11 protein-coding genes are annotated in these 16,567 nt (G+C 38.2%); 1 reads left to right on the forward strand and 10 read right to left on the reverse strand.

The window, feature by feature from the left end; genetic code table 11:
- Window positions 1-776 precede the first annotated feature (776 nt).
- On the forward strand, window positions 777-968 hold the full coding sequence (locus Q8L85_08285) for a hypothetical protein (protein ID MDP1724681.1): 192 nt from the start codon (window positions 777-779) through the stop codon (window positions 966-968).
- Between the two features lie 324 nt (window positions 969-1,292).
- Here the strand turns inward: Q8L85_08285 and rpoC are convergent, their stop codons facing one another.
- The 10 genes from rpoC to Q8L85_08335 all read right to left on the reverse strand — a co-directional run bounded on the left by rpoC (window position 1,293) and on the right by Q8L85_08335 (window position 16,506).
- Window positions 1,293-5,459, reverse strand: coding sequence for a DNA-directed RNA polymerase subunit beta' (rpoC, locus tag Q8L85_08290; protein ID MDP1724682.1), 4,167 nt, complete (start codon window positions 5,457-5,459; stop codon window positions 1,293-1,295).
- Window positions 5,460-5,595: 136 nt separating this feature from the next.
- Complete coding sequence (gene rpoB / locus Q8L85_08295; protein MDP1724683.1) at window positions 5,596-9,762, reverse strand: DNA-directed RNA polymerase subunit beta; 4,167 nt, start codon at window positions 9,760-9,762, stop codon at window positions 5,596-5,598.
- A gap of 502 nt (window positions 9,763-10,264) precedes the next feature.
- Window positions 10,265-10,636: a 50S ribosomal protein L7/L12 gene (rplL, locus tag Q8L85_08300; GenBank protein ID MDP1724684.1), complete on the reverse strand. Its 372-nt coding sequence runs from the start codon at window positions 10,634-10,636 to the stop codon at window positions 10,265-10,267.
- Between the two features lie 33 nt (window positions 10,637-10,669).
- Window positions 10,670-11,188, reverse strand: coding sequence for a 50S ribosomal protein L10 (gene rplJ / locus Q8L85_08305; protein ID MDP1724685.1), 519 nt, complete (start codon window positions 11,186-11,188; stop codon window positions 10,670-10,672).
- Window positions 11,189-11,403: 215 nt separating this feature from the next.
- Window positions 11,404-12,099 carry a 50S ribosomal protein L1 gene (rplA, locus tag Q8L85_08310; protein MDP1724686.1) on the reverse strand — a complete coding sequence of 232 codons (696 nt, stop codon included), beginning with the start codon at window positions 12,097-12,099 and terminating at the stop codon, window positions 11,404-11,406.
- A gap of 3 nt (window positions 12,100-12,102) precedes the next feature.
- Window positions 12,103-12,531, reverse strand: coding sequence for a 50S ribosomal protein L11 (gene rplK / locus Q8L85_08315; protein MDP1724687.1), 429 nt, complete (start codon window positions 12,529-12,531; stop codon window positions 12,103-12,105).
- A gap of 246 nt (window positions 12,532-12,777) precedes the next feature.
- On the reverse strand, window positions 12,778-13,182 hold the full coding sequence (locus Q8L85_08320; GenBank protein MDP1724688.1) for a hypothetical protein: 405 nt from the start codon (window positions 13,180-13,182) through the stop codon (window positions 12,778-12,780).
- 543 nt (window positions 13,183-13,725) lie between these two features.
- On the reverse strand, window positions 13,726-14,133 hold the full coding sequence (locus Q8L85_08325; GenBank protein ID MDP1724689.1) for a hypothetical protein: 408 nt from the start codon (window positions 14,131-14,133) through the stop codon (window positions 13,726-13,728).
- A 146-nt stretch (window positions 14,134-14,279) separates the two neighbouring features.
- Window positions 14,280-15,725: a S41 family peptidase gene (locus tag Q8L85_08330; protein MDP1724690.1), complete on the reverse strand. Its 1,446-nt coding sequence runs from the start codon at window positions 15,723-15,725 to the stop codon at window positions 14,280-14,282.
- A 304-nt stretch (window positions 15,726-16,029) separates the two neighbouring features.
- Complete coding sequence (locus Q8L85_08335; protein ID MDP1724691.1) at window positions 16,030-16,506, reverse strand: hypothetical protein; 477 nt, start codon at window positions 16,504-16,506, stop codon at window positions 16,030-16,032.
- Window positions 16,507-16,567 lie beyond the last annotated feature (61 nt).

The following is a 16,567-nucleotide window of genomic DNA, read 5'->3' on the forward strand; positions in this document are numbered from 1 at the left end:
AATATTCATCAGGATTTAAATGTCCTCTCACTTTTTTTCTTAACAACCATTCATCTATTGCTGAACGAGAAATCTTAAACAATTTACTTGCTGCAGATTTTTTTCCTCCTTCTTCAATGTAAGAGAGCACTTTCTCTCTTACATCTACTGAATAACTCATAACACATTGTTTTATAGCAACTTTGTAAGATTTTCAACTCATTTCACTATACATACCAAAAAATCAATGAAAACTGGAAATATGTCGCTGCTGATGGCATTCTATCCACAGAATCTGAATATTGGGAAGCAAAATGGATTCAAGCAAACGCCAATACAAATAGTGGACGTGTACCAACCCTAATTTTAAAAAGCAATCCCGCGCATATTGTTGAAGCGCTTATTGATCTGATCAATAAACCAGCCGCTTTAGAATGTGCTATTGCACTTACCACGGCCAAACTTCTTTGCTTAAAAGAGATTATGGGAGAAGATAAATTTAAGGAATACGCTTTTAGATTTCACCATATATTAAACTTTACTGATCTTTCAAATATTGAGAGCGAAGAATTTTTTCATGAATTACCCTTACAATTTATTACACCATTGTCAGGAACCCCCATTCCAGGATCTATTGCATATCTCACAAACATAAAACAATATAGAGACTTTAAACCAAATGGCACCGGCACAGGCTCTAATCTATTTTGTGTATCTTCTGATGAATATATGGGCTTTAGCAAAATTTACAAAGATGACCAAAACCCATTAATGATATCGAACAACAAGATTTTGAATTGTTTTGTAAAATTGATGATGTTGAACGCCTTCATAAAAAACACGAAATACTGGCTGAAAGCTTTAAAAATAATTACAACGAATTTATCGAGATAAGGCGCAAACAGCAAATAAAGGACTTTAATTTTTATCAAATTTTTGATGAAATAAAAATTAAAGAATTCACCGAAGAAGGTGCTGTTGAATATTAAAGTAGCCACGTATTAATCTACCGGACAAAAATGAAATTGTTTTGTTTATACCTCTCCCCTTGTGGGAGAGGTCGCGACCAAAGGAAGCGGGTGAGGGGTATTTTACAATTTTGAAAAGATGAGTATTTGTTTGTTAATACTTAATTGAGGTATGATAGAGTTGTACTTTCTAAACGTTTTAGACACCCCTCACCCGTCGCTATGCGCCGACCTCTCCCACAAGGGGAGAGGTGAAGTCGTAGCAATTTTATTTTTTGTCCGGTAGATTGGCAAAAATCCTATCTCAAAAAAATAGGGGTTTCCCCCTACCCTTTTTAATACTTCTTAAACGATCGAGCGTTTCGTTGATGTTTCCAACTCAAGCTCTTGATTTGCAGGCTTGGCGGCGCGTTTCTCACGTTTTAAAAGCGCTTCTTGCTTTAACCTGTTCAACACAAAACCTGTTCCTGCAGGAATCAAGCGACCAACGATAACGTTTTCTTTAAGCCCTGCGAGCGGATCACTTTTACCAGCAACAGCGGCTTCGGTAAGCACACGTGTGGTTTCCATGAATGACGCTGCCGAAATAAAGGAATTCGTTTGCAAGGAAGCTTTCGTGATCCCCTGAAGAACAAAATCTGATCGCGCTGGTCTTAAATTCTTCGCAACCATTTTTTCATTTTCACGTAAAAATTCGCTTTTACTGACTTGCTCACCAATAAGATAAGTCGTATCACCAGCATCGATAATTTCTACTTTTTGAAGCATTTGACGTACAATCATTTCAATGTGACGATCATTGATCCCCACCCCTTGCAAACGATAAACGTCTTGAATTTCTCTGATCAAATAATTGGCTAAAGCTTCAACACCAAGAATACGTAGAATGTCATGTGGCACTGGACTTCCATCGACCAATAAATCACCACGTTTGACGATGTCGCCCTCTTGAACGGCAATATGCTTCCCTTTTGGAATCATATATTCAATAGGTGGCGAATCTTCTTGTAATGGCTCAACAGTGATACGGCGTTTTGTCTTGTAATCTTTACCATAAACAACCCGACCATCGACTTCACTAATGATTGCAAAATCCTTAGGACGACGTGCTTCGAAAAGTTCAGCCACACGAGGTAGACCCCCTGTAATATCACGTGATTTTGAAGATTCACGTGGAATACGCGCAAGAACGTCACCAGCTTGAACTTTTGCACCATTCTCAACACTGATAATCGCATCAGTATAAAGGAAATAACGTGCTTCCAAACCGTTTTCAAGTGTAATATTTTCGCCTTTGTCATCACGTAATGTAATACGTGGTTTCAAATCTGCGGCACGAACTTGTTGCTTCCAATCCATGACAACTTTATTGGAAAGACCAGTTTCCTCATCAAGAATCTCACGAACGGATGCCCCTTCAACGAGGTCAACATAATGCGCAATACCAGACTTTTCAGTAATAACGGGAATGGTATATGGATCCCATTCTGCCATACGAACGCCTTTTTTGACAGGTTGTGCGTCTTCAATAAGAACTTTCGCACCATAAGGAATGTCATAACTTGCTTTTTCGCGATCATCTTTATCCATAAGTTTTAACTTACAGTTACGCGACATAAGAATTTTAGCACCCGAACTATTGGTCACAAAGCTATAATTGATAAGCTTGATAGTCGCATCAAATGAGGCTTCAATATGTGATTGTTCAACACCTTTTTGCGCGGCACCACCAATGTGGAACGTACGCATTGTAAGCTGAGTACCTGGTTCACCAATCGATTGGGCCGCGATAACACCGACAGCTTCACCAATATTAACCAATGTCCCACGTGAAAGATCACGACCATAACAAAGGGCGCAAACACCAACTTTGGCTTCACATGTTAGAACCGAACGTACAAGAACAGTATCAACACCTGATAAAATAATCTGATCAACCATGGGCTCATCGACCAATGTGCCTTTAGGCATAACCATGACGCCATGAATGTCGACCAAATCTTCAGCCATTGTACGACCAAGGATACGATCTGAAAGTTCGGAGATAACCTCACCACCTTCCATAACAGCTGTCATTATCAAACCGTTATCCGTACCACAATCATGGTCTGAAATAATACAATCTTGCGCAACGTCAACCAAACGACGTGTTAAATACCCTGAGTTAGCGGTTTTAAGCGCCGTATCAGAAAGACCTTTACGTGCACCATGGGTTGAGTTGAAATACTCAAGAACGGTCAAGCCTTCTTTAAAGTTCGAAATAATTGGCGTTTCGATAATGTCACCCGATGGATTCGTCATCAAGCCACGCATACCAGCCAATTGTTTAATTTGTGCAGCGGAACCCCTGGCGCCCGAATGTGCCATCATATAAACAGCATTAATCGGTTCACCTGGTTTAATTTTCGAAATAACTTTCATCATCTCGTCAGCGACGCGATCGGTACATTGTGCCCAAACGTCAACAACTTTATTGTATTTTTCCCCTTGGGTAATAAGCCCATCGAGATATTGTTGTTCATATTCTTTAATCTTAACTTGTGAATCAGCAACAAGCTTAATTTTAGCTGGCGGAATCACAAGATCATCTTTACCGAATGAAATACCGGAACGTGTTGAATAACGGAAACCAAGTGACATCAAATGATCGGCAAAAATCACCGTTGCTTTTGGTCCACAATGACGATACACAACGTCAACAACTTCAGCGATATCTTTATTAGTCAAATGTCTATTGATAAGATCAAAGGTAATTTTACCATGTCTTGGCAATAATTCTGAAATCAGCATACGGCCAGGCGATGTTTCATACACCTTACGATAAGGCTTGCCATCTTCACCAATGGATTCAAAGCGTGCACGAATTTTAGAATGATATGTGATCAACCCTTGCTCAACAGCATGTTCGATTTCTGAAACAGATCCAAAACATGTGCCCTCGCCTATTTCACCATCACGCATAACGGAAAGGTAATATAGACCCAAAACGATATCTTTTGTTGGCTCAATAATAGGCTTACCGTTAGAAGGACTAAGGATATTATTGGTTGACATCATTAAAACGCGGGCTTCAAGCTGCGACTCAAGTGACAAAGGCACGTGAACGGCCATTTGATCGCCGTCGAAATCGGCATTAAATGCTTTACAAACAAGCGGATGGAGCTGAATAGCCTTACCCTCAACCAACACAGGTTCGAACGCTTGGATACCCAAACGGTGAAGCGTTGGCGCACGGTTAAGAAGCACTGGATGTTCTTTAATAACTTCTTCAAGAATATCCCAGACTTCAGGTCTTTCGCGCTCTACAAGGCGTTTAGCGGCCTTAATGGTTGTGGCTAATCCATAAAGTTCTAATTTGGAATAAATAAAGGGTTTGAATAATTCAAGCGCCATTTTTTTCGGTAAACCGCATTGATGAAGCCTTAATTCAGGACCCACAACAATAACAGAACGACCAGAATAATCGACACGATTTCCAAGAAGATTCTGCCTGAAACGACCTTGTTTACCTTTGAGCATATCTGACAAAGATTTAAGCGGACGTTTATTCGTACCCGTAATAGGTCTGCTACGACGTGTATTATCAAACAGAGCATCAACTGATTCTTGCAACATTCTTTTTTCGTTACGCACAATAATATCAGGGGCACGTAATTCTATAAGACGACGTAAGCGATTGTTTCTGTTGATAACACGTCTGTATAAATCGTTAAGATCTGACGTCGCAAAACGACCACCATCAAGTGGCACAAGCGGGCGAAGTTCTGGTGGAATCACAGGAATAACATCTAAAACCATCCATTCAGGACGGCAGCCAGATTCTGTGAAAGATTCAATCAATTTCAAACGTTTAATGAGTTTTTTACGTTTTAATTCTGAATTCGCTTCACGTAAATCTTCTGTAAGCGTTTTAAGTTCTGTTTCAAGATCGATGCCCGCTAAAATGCGTTTAATAACTTCTGCACCAATACCCGCTGAAAAAGATTCATCGCCATATTGTTCGCGTGCTTGCTGATATTCATCTTCCGACAAAACTTGCATTAATTTAAGAGGTGTTAAACCAGGTTCGTAAACCAAATAGGTTTCAAAATAAAGAACACGTTCAATATCTTTAAGTGTCATATCAAGCAATGTTGACACACGACTTGGGAGTGATTTCAGGAACCAAATATGTGCAACAGGTGCAGCAAGTTCGATATGTCCCATACGTTCGCGACGAACTTTACTTAATGTGACTTCAACACCGCATTTTTCGCAGACAATGCCACGATATTTCATGCGCTTATATTTACCGCATAAGCATTCATAATCTTTAATAGGTCCGAAAATACGCGCACAAAATAAACCGTCACGTTCAGGTTTAAAGGTACGATAATTGATGGTTTCTGGCTTTTTGACTTCACCATAGGACCAAGAACGTATTTTTTCAGGACTAGCAATCGATATACGCATTCTGTCAAAGCTTTGTACATTGCCGCCTTGCTGACCGAAAAGATTCATGACATTTTTCATTAAACGCCTCACTCATGTTGACCATCTAAGATATTTCTTCGTTCTATCGCCGAAGAATTTGCTTTTTTGGTCTTTTAAAAATTTTGTTTTTTAAGGCTTAGCCATCTAGACTAAGCCTTAATATCATAAAGAAGAATTATACATCTTCTTGGAGCAATTCCACATTCAAGCCCAAAGAGCGAAGCTCTTTCACAAGAACATTAAAGGATTCAGGTATACCTGCCTCTAACGTATGATCACCCCGAACGATTGCTTCATAGACTTTCGTACGTCCTGCAACGTCATCCGACTTAACCGTCAGCATTTCTTGCAAGCTATAAGAAGCACCATAAGCAAGAAGCGCCCAGACTTCCATCTCCCCGAAACGCTGTCCACCAAATTGCGCTTTACCGCCCAATGGTTGTTGCGTCACAAGTGAATATGGTCCGATGGAACGTGCGTGAATCTTATCATCAACCAAATGGTGAAGCTTAAGTATGTAGATATAGCCAACAGTCACAGGTCTATCAAAAGGAATACCCGTACGACCATCCTTCAATATGTACTGACCTGTGCGTGAAATACCTGCTAAAGCCAATAACGCATTGATATCATCTTCACTAGCACCATCGAAAACGGGTGTTGCCATCGGCACACCTTTTTTCATTTGATGCGCGATATCAATAATTTCTTGATCTTTAAAATCACCCATATCTGCTTTAAAGGCTTTTTCACCATAAATCTGTGTAAAAACATCTTTAATCGTGTTGATGTTATTGCTTTCACGGTAGGCACGAAGTGATTGCTCAATCTTTTTACCAAGCCCGTAAGCTGCAGCACCCAAATGGGTTTCAAGAATTTGACCAACATTCATACGTGAAGGAATACCCAATGGATTCAATACGATATCTACGGGCGTACCATCTTCCATGTAAGGCATATCTTCAACAGGCGCAATACGAGAAACAACACCCTTATTACCATGACGACCAGCCATTTTATCGCCTGCTTGAAGCTTACGCTTCACAGCGATAAAGACTTTAACCATTTTAAGAACCCCAGGAGGCAATTCATCACCACGTTGGAGTTTATCAACACGGCTTTCGAATTTTTCTTGCAAATGATCAACTGAATCATCGAAATGCTTATTAACAGCTTCGATTTTATCCATAATTGCATCATCTTTAACGACAAATTGACGCCATTGACGGAAGGTAAACGTATCAAGCATTTCTTGTGTTAAAATACCAGCTTTAAAGCCTTTAGGGCCTTTCGTTGCATTTTGACCAAGAAGTAATTCTTGTAAACGTGCCTTAGAATTACGCTCTAAAATGGCGAGCATATCATCTTTATCACGTGCCATACGTTCGATTTCGGTACGTTCAATCGACAAGGCGCGCTCATCTTTATCAACGCCACGACGGGAGAAAACACGCACTTCAACAACAGTTCCTTGCACCCCAGGAGGGACACGTAAAGAACTATCACGAACGTCAGATGCTTTTTCACCAAAGATCGCACGAAGCAATTTTTCTTCAGGTGTCATTGGTGATTCACCCTTAGGTGTCACTTTACCAACAAGAATATCACCAGGAATAACTTCAGCACCGATATGGACAATCCCTGCTTCATCAAGATTACGTAAAGCTTCTTCACCCACATTTGGAATATCGCGGGAAATTTCTTCTTCACCTAATTTCGTATCACGGGCCATCGCTTCAAATTCTTCAAGATGAATCGATGTGAATACGTCATCACGACTAATGCGTTCTGAAATCAGAATAGAATCTTCAAAGTTGTATCCATTGGCGGTCATGAAAGCCACAAGAACGTTACGTCCTAAAGCAAGCTCGCCTAAATCCGTTGCAGGACCATCCGCAATAATATCGCCTGCATTAACAAAATCACCGACTTTCACAAGTGGTTTTTGGTTAATACATGTATTATGGTTAGACCTTTGGAATTTCAGTAGATTATAGATATCAACACCCGCATCGTTTTGCGCTGTTTCTGCCGAAACACGAATCACAATACGTTTTGCATCAATCTGATCAACAATACCTGGTCTTTTAGCGAGTACAACAGCGCCTGAATCACGTGCAACAGGTAATTCCATACCCGTTCCGACAAGTGGCGCTTCTGCACGTAACAAAGGAACCGCTTGACGTTGCATGTTCGAGCCCATCAAGGCACGATTCGCATCATCGTTTTCAAGGAAAGGAATCAAAGATGCAGCAACTGACACGATTTGTTTAGGCGAAACGTCGATATATTGAATATCTTCAGGACGACCTAAAACATAATCACTGTTATAACGACAATTCACAAGTTCTTCAGCAAAAGTACCATCTTCAGTTAAGGGTACGCTGGCTTGCGCAATATAATATCGACCTTCTTCAATCGCTGAAAGATAGACAACATCCATTGTCACTTTCGAATTCACAACTTTACGATAAGGTGTTTCGATAAAACCATATTGATTCACACGTGCATAGGTAGCCAAAGAGTTAATCAAACCAACGTTTTGACCTTCAGGTGTTTCAATAGGGCAAATACGGCCATAATGCGTTGGATGAACGTCACGAACCTCGAAACTTGCGCGATCTCTTGAAAGACCCCCAGGTCCCAAAGCTGATAAACGACGTTTATGGTTAATCTCAGACAATGGATTTGTTTGATCCATAAATTGGGATAATTGCGATGATCCAAAGAATTCACGCAATACAGCAACAATCGGTTTCGCATTAATCAAATCATGCGGCATGACCGTGTCAATATCAACAGAACTCATTCGTTCTTTGATCGCACGTTCCATACGCAACAACCCTAAGCGATATTGATTTTCCATCAATTCACCAACAGAACGCACACGACGATTACCTAGATGATCAATATCATCGATCTCACCACGTCCATCTTTAAGATCTGTTAAGACCTTAATAATGGAAAGCATATCTTTTTTGCACAATACGCGGAACGTATCTGGTAAATCAAGACCAAGACGCGAATTCATTTTAACACGACCAACGGCCGATAAATCATATCGTTCGATGTCAAAAAACAAACCAGAGAAAAGTGCTTCTGCAGCATCCAAGGTTGGTGGTTCGCCAGGACGCATGACACGATAAATATCGATCAATGCTTCTTCGCGTGAACGTGCACGATCCGTCACAAGCGTATTACGAATGTAAGGCCCGATATTAATGTGATCAATCGCAAGCGTCGGAATAATAGTAATATCAAGCTTAATCAAACGATCTAAAATATCTTGAGATATTTCGTCACCAGCTTCAGCATATATTTCACCACTATCTTCATTCACAAGATCTTGGGCAACATAACGGCCTAAAAGCTCATCAGGGAATGCAATACGTGATTTTAAACCTTCACCAACTAATTTTTTAGCCAAACGCGGTGTGACTTTAACGCCTTTTTCAGCTTTAATTTCGCCGCTTTCAGCATCGACAAGATTCTCAGGAAGCTTCATGCCCTTGAGGGTTTCAATATCAAAATCAACAACCCAACCATTTTTTGTCAATGTGTAGGTAATTGTTTTGTAGAAAGTTGAAAGAATTTCATCTTCATTCATGCCGAAAACATCTGTAGGCAGAAGATCTTCGCCCTTTTTGGCTTTTTCGATACGTGTTTTTTCGGTGTATTCTGAATCAAGCGCACGTAATAAAGTTGTGACGTGTAACTTACGACGTCTATCGATACGGACGTTTAAAATATCTTTTGCATCAAATTCAAAATCAACCCAAGATCCACGATACGGAATGATGCGGGCTGCATAAAGATATTTACCAGAAGCATGTGTACGTCCACGATCATGATCAAAGAACACGCCAGGTGACCGATGCATCTGTGAAACGATAACACGTTCTGTACCATTGACAACAAAAGTACCTTCGTCGGTCATGAGTGGAATATCACCCATATAGACGTCTTGTTCTTTAATGTCACGAATAGAGCGTGCGCCAGTGTCTTCATCAATGTCCCAAACGACGAGACGTAAAGTCACTTTTAGCGGCGACGAAAATGTCATACCACGTTGACGACATTCGTCTACATCATATTTAGAAGGCTCAAATTCATATTTTACAAACTCAAGATGTGCCCTACCCGAATAATCTTTCACGGGAAAAACAGAAGCAATCACTTCTTGAAGACCAGAATTAGGTCTTTTTGTAGAATCAACATCCCTTTGAAGGAAATTTTCGTAAGAAGTTTTTTGAACCTCTATCAAATTAGGCATTGGTGCTACTTCGGGAATACGTCCGAAATTTTTACGAACCCTTTTCCGTTCAACAAGTAGTTTGGCCATTGGAGCTCCTTAAGTTCTTATTTTTAGTGGCGGCTAAAAACGTAATCCCGCACAAAGTGGGGAAATCCGTCGAGAAAGAAGTGTGTTTTGTTGCGCTTATATCCCAAGACAAATCTAAAACGTACAATATGCGCAATTTGAGCACGCAAAAGAGAAGAATTTTGCTTTATACATTGTAGGAGTAAGTCTGAATTCATAAAACGGCACAAAAAAACTAAATAATTGAGCGCAAATAAGCTGCGCTTTAATACAAAAAAAGAAAATGTTTGAGCAAGATTCATTATATATACAAAAGAAAAAATAGTTGTTTTTCCCATTGACGCGTCAAACAATTTCAAAAACCTAAACCTTAATTGATAACATCTTTATAGCTATTTGTTTTATAAGAAAAACAATTTAATTAGCTTTATAACGCTATCCCAAATTCAAAACATCTGCATTTTAAAGTACAGAAAGGCACGCAATAAATTGCGCGCCCCTTCCGTAAAAGCTTAAAAAGTCGTTATTTAATATCGACTTTTGCGCCTTCAGCTTCAAGTTTTTCTTTAACTTTTTGTGCTTCGTCTTTAGAAACAGCTTGCTTAACAGGCTGTGGCGCACCTTCAACGAGATCTTTAGCTTCTTTAAGCCCAAGACCTGTTAATTCACGCACAACTTTAATGACGTTGATTTTCTTTTCGCCAGCAGCGGAAAGGATAACGTCAAATTCTGTTTGCTCTTCAGCGGCAACGCCAGCAACAGCAGCAACAGCAGCAGGAGCCGCCATAGAAGCTGCAGAAACGCCCCATTTTTCTTCGAGCATTTTGCTAAGCTCAGAAGCTTCAAGAACTGTTAGTGTAGAAAGTTGATCAACAAGCTTTTGTAAATCGGCCATTTTTTACTCCAAATCTAGATAATGTCTAAACACTTATGAATTGTTACCTTTTTCGGCATAGGCTGAAAGCACACGGGCGACTTGTGTCCCAGGCGCATTAAGCACACCAACAATTTTCGTTGCAGGCGCCAAAATAAGTCCAAGCAATTTTGAACGAAGTTCGTCGAGCGATGGCAATGCAGCCAAAGCTTTAACACTTGCTTCGTCGAGCATTTTACCGGAGAGTCCAGCAGCGACTACTTTAATTTTGTCGTTTGTTTTTGCAAACTCGACAATAACTTTAGCAGCGGCAATTGGATCTTCAGAAAAAGCAATTGCTGTAGGCCCTTGAAAAAAGTCTGAAAGATCAGCGTGTTGCGTATCTTTCAAGGCAATTTTTGTTAGGCTGTTTTTGGTAACTTTAAAGAACGCACCAGCTTGTCTCACTTTAACCCGAAGGGCCGTCACTTCAGCCACTGTAAGGCCTGTTTGACGCGTGACAACAAGTAGCGCACACTTATTGAATTCACCATTAAGTGTTTCGACCAATTGTTTCTTTTGTAATCGGTCCACTTTTTTCTCCAAAACTATCGAACATTTCGTTCAATCTGTGAAAGAGTTTAACTCTTATGCCCTCTTTCAGAGAAACAATCCGCGCAGTGAAATGAATCGACTTGCAGAAGCTTGTATTCTCTGTCTCATATGGGAATTACGCTTTTACACATCCCAAATTCTCGGACAAAACCTAGCGCAATAGCACTAGGTTTTCATTTGTATCTGATTATTTATTAATTTGCAAGAGAAATTAAATCAACACGCACGCCAGGGCCCATTGTAGAGCTTAAATTTACGCGATTGATATAAGTACCCTTAACTGTTTCAGGCTTCGCTTTTTTCAAAGCTTCCATAAGTGCCTTAATGTTTTCGGCTAACTTATCTTCAGAAAAGCTTGCTTTACCAACGCCTGCATGAACAATACCAGCTTTTTCAGCACGGAATTCAATTTGTCCACCTTTTGCAGCTTCAACAGCTTCTTTAACATTCATCGTTACAGTGCCTAATTTAGGATTTGGCATAAGCCCACGTGGTCCTAAAATTTTACCGACTTTAGCAACAACAATCATCATATCAGGTGTTGCGATACAACGATCAAAAGGAATGTCGCCACGTGAAATCATATCGATAAGTTCGTCTTCACCAACATAATCAGCACCGGCAGCTTTCGCTTCTTCAGCTTTAGCATCACGTGCAAAAACAGCAACTTTAAGCGTTTTACCTGTGCCGTTAGGCAAATTAACCATGCCACGCACTGTTTGATCTGCTTTACGCGGATCAACATTAAGAGCAACAGCCACTTCAACAGTCTCATCAAATTTTGCGCTTACGCGTTCTTTAATGATTTTTAATGCCTCATTAATCCCGTATGATTTTATGGGGTCGAGACCTTCATAGGCTTTACGAATTCTTTTTCCAGATTTAGCCATTTTCTACTCCACAATCTCGATACCCATGGTACGTGCCGAACCAATAATCATTTGACATGCGCCATCAATATCATTGGCATTCATATCAACAATTTTTTGCTTCGCTATATCGCGTACTTGAGCCATTGTGACTTTACCAACGTAACCACGACCTGCGGTCGCAGAACCTTTAGGTAAACTTGCTGCTTTTTTCAAGAAATAACTAATTGGCGGTGTTTTAAGCTGGAACGTAAATGTTCTATCGCCAAACACTGTAATGACGACTGGAACAGGCATCCCGATTTCCATGCCTTGTGTTTGCGCGTTAAACGCTTTACAAAATTCCATGATGTTCAAACCGCGTTGACCCAAAGCCGGCCCAATTGGTGGCGATGGATTTGCTTTCCCGGCGGACACCACAAGTTTAATATAACCTGTAATCTTTTTTGCCATTTTATCCTCTATATTATGGTTAAACGGTACAAACAAGTACCTCCCATTCGATTTTTAATCCTATGCGCTGTATTCATTGCTGAAAAAAACATACAGAATCTTTGGACTTATAGCATTAATAAGGGATGTTTGTAAATTTATTTTTATAGGTATTTTAATACAAATTGAACAAAAAGCACAAAAAAAAAGAGGCATTCATTTAACTGAATACCCCTGTCAAAGATCTCAATAACATTTATTAAATTGTTATTTTTTAAAGATCTCATTTATTTTTTGAAAAAATTCTTGACCTTCTTTATCAAAGTCATCCATTTTTTTCTTATCCGCATTCACACATGCGCTTTTGACCGTTGCAAGAGCTGGATCAAATTCCTTCATATTTTCTTGAAATTTTAGGCCAACTTCTTGCGATTTTTCGATATCTTTTTTCCATTCAGCAGCCCTGGGATCACTTGGATTAGCATCTAACAAAGCCTTTGATTCATTCCTCTTTTTACCCAAATGAATATTACTCTCTACAAAATTTAAATTTTTATTCCCTAATTGCCTCACATGATTCATCGCATCATCACAAGCATCAGCATATGCTGTTTTATCAAAAAAAGTGACACTCGCAAAAATAAATGCCGAAACATAAAAAAACTTTTTCATTTTCATCTCCATTGCATAGTTATTTGATTACATATTTTAATATTATATTTTTTTAGTTAAAAATTTATTAATTTAGAAACTTAAATAATTCATCCTCCTTCCTACGTCCTGCGATCATATCATTACCCATAAGTCTTTCAACCTATCGATATTCAATATTATTTTTGAGATAATGCTTTCTTTTTAAAGGAGGTTATCCATATTATACACGTAAAAGAACCCTAGGGTTTCCGTCGTTGCGAGGGGCGCAGCCCCGTGGCAATCCAGAAAAGAATCATTTAATCAACGCGTTATAATGATTTTAACTGGATCGCCACACCCCCTGTGGGGGGTTCGCGATGACGATGCGGGATGGTTTGTCATTAGAAGAACGCCTGAATGCTTAGGCACGAGGATGTACGTGGCAATCTACACTTGTGAATGCTGTAGCAAAAAGTGTGGATTGCCCCAAATAGCCTTGCAGAACGCTCGACTATTTTTGCAATGGCGAGCTTGCACTCATTTTATTAAGCAAAATATCAACGGCTCCTAAATAATAAGAAATTATTTACTTTTAAACAACGAACTTAATTTTTCCATATTTCCACGACTAAATTCTTTAAAACTATCCATTTTTTGCTTATCTGCATTCTTACATGCATCATGGAAAGCTTCTCCAATAGGGATTTGTGCTTTTGTATTGTTTTCCATCAATTTACTGACTTCATCTGCCTTTGCAATATCCTTTTTAAGCTCTACCGCGTGTGGATGATTTGGATTCGCTTTTAGTTGCTCCATAGAATTAAAACTTTTCCTAAGGATCCCTATATTGCTGGATACAAAATCTAGATTTTTATTCAATAATTGCTTCATATGAATAATCGAATCATCACAAGCATCAGCATAGGCTGTTTTATCAAAAAAAGTGACACTCGCAAAAATAAATGCCGAAACATAAAAAAACTTTTTCATTTTCATCTCCATTACACAGTTATTTGACTACATATTTTAATATTATATTTTTTTAGTTAATAATTTATTAACAAATATATAAAGTGCATTTAAAAAATTAAGTTTTTTTATTTACAACAAAACACTATTTAATAGGTGGTAACCATTTAATGCTTCAGAATGCCTAAAACAAATTTTTTCAATCTTTCTTCATCACGCCAATCACCTAAATACTTAATATACGGTACAAAAAATTGATTAATATGATCAATTGGAAAAACGCGTTCTTGCATCGGAAAAACTAATTTTCCAAGAGCACTCGGTAAATCAATTGTTCGGGATTGGCTATACAATGATTGTGTATTTGTTTCCTCACCTATCTGTATAACATTTGGCATTTGAAGCATTTCCCTTACGAACAGCCAACACGTACTTGAGCATCTTCCATCTGTTAAAAGATATATTTTAGGAAATTTTTTAACTTCATCCTGATGAGAAAATAAATTTTCTCTTTCATCAAATATATTCCATTTTTCTATATGATGTGTACGATTATGTTCTAGGTCGCTCAAAAAAGATTTTTTTTCATTTTCGTTCATATACTTCTGAAGATCATTATAATTTTCAGGCGTCATACGTATTTTTTTGACCCAATCGTGATTATAATGATGATTTACGCCCAAAGATTTTATAAAAGAATCTCCATATAGATTTCTTAATATAGGTCTTTGCCAATCTGTGCTACCACCACCATTACCTCTTACATCAAAAATAATAAATGGATAATCTCGAAACTTTTTAAGATTCTTTAGAATTTCAATAAATTTTTTCTTTTCTTTTTCTGATGGATCAAAATTTGGCAAACTTATCCACACCCCATTGTTTATTAATTCATATCCAATTGAAGGTTTATCACCAAATGCAAGGGGCTGAGTCATAGACCACAATTCATCTATTTCTTTGGGATACCAAACAAGATTTATTTTTTTGTATTTACCGTCCTCAAAAAGCGTAATTTCATTAGGACGTTTAATAAGGAAATTATTTTTATCAATCAACAAATGTGGCGCAAGACGGATATACTCAGCTTTTGTGTATTTATTGCCATAAAGAGAAGCAAAAACATTTTTCATATAAAAATCAATGGGCTTTCCATCAATTTCTACAACTTCACTACCACTTCTAATGGGATGTGGATAGGAAATTTTGGGATCAACATGCCCAATAACATAACGATCACCCAAAAGTCTGATCAAAAATCCAGGATATAACCAATCCTTTAATTTTGAATTATCCGTAAAGCGTAAATTCAAATGATCAAGCTTAAAACCACGTACATAAAATTGCAAAATATCAGTGTGATTATCACTATTTTTAGCTTTTTTTGCATGCTCGTTTGCTTTCACAAAACCCTTCTCTAACCAATCGCTAAATTGATGATCCTGTGGATTAGAAGCGGGTGCAGAATGTGTTGCAAGTATATTTTTTATAAATTTCAGATCATTCAATGTTGTTGAATACCAACTATTGTCAACTTGTTGCCTTGTGATACAACCTGATAGAATAATACTCAGAAAAAATATTACAATTTTAGTACAATTATTTAAAAACATCAATAATCTTACCCTGGCAAATAAACCCTTCACCCTATAATGTTAAAGAAGAAATGATGAATGAAGTGTAGCTCTTCCTACATGAACGAAGAATAACGCATTACTAACCTAAATGAATATGCTATAGCTCTATCTAGATCATCAAGAAAAAGAATTTCCAGCACTGCATCCGATGGTGTTTGCACCAGGCAGCACCAAAACATAAAACCCAGAAGCTCAGAAGACGCAACAATTTGGAATCTACATTAAAAATTCACATACCATCGTCCGCTGAACATTCTTCTCAAAAGTAACCAACAAGCAATTATTTACCAAAAGCTCCTTTTACAGCACCTTTAACACCTTCTGCTTTTAATGCCAATGAAGCCCTTGTACTTTCTTTAGTGTCTTCTATTTTTCTAAAGAGTGTGTCTGTCGCCAATTTACAGTACGTCGAATTAGCCATCAATTGTTGATTAAATCCAAGCTGCATATCATCTTTACGTTTAGGATCTGTTTCACCTCTTAATTTCAATATAGTATCTGTTAATTCTTTTTTGCGATCATTTAGATTTTGATCCAGCTGACTCAATTCTCGTGTATATTCTTCTCGCGACAAATAAGTGCTTATTTTTGTACCTGGAATATTAGTTTCTTGACCTCTCAATTTATCAATATTAAATTTGCAATTATTTGCATAAACATCAATAGATTGAGTATTGGCATCAGCAGCCGAAGCATGAACATGCGCAGAAATTAAGACGCCTAAAAATGCAAACATTGATATCGAAAACTTTTTCATTTTATATTCCCCCATATTTATATTTTTATTCTGTTAAGTTTATTATATCAATATTTTTATT

The sequence above is a fragment of the Alphaproteobacteria bacterium genome (genome assembly GCA_030680745.1).
GTDB lineage: Bacteria > Pseudomonadota > Alphaproteobacteria > JAUXUR01 > JAUXUR01 > JAUXUR01.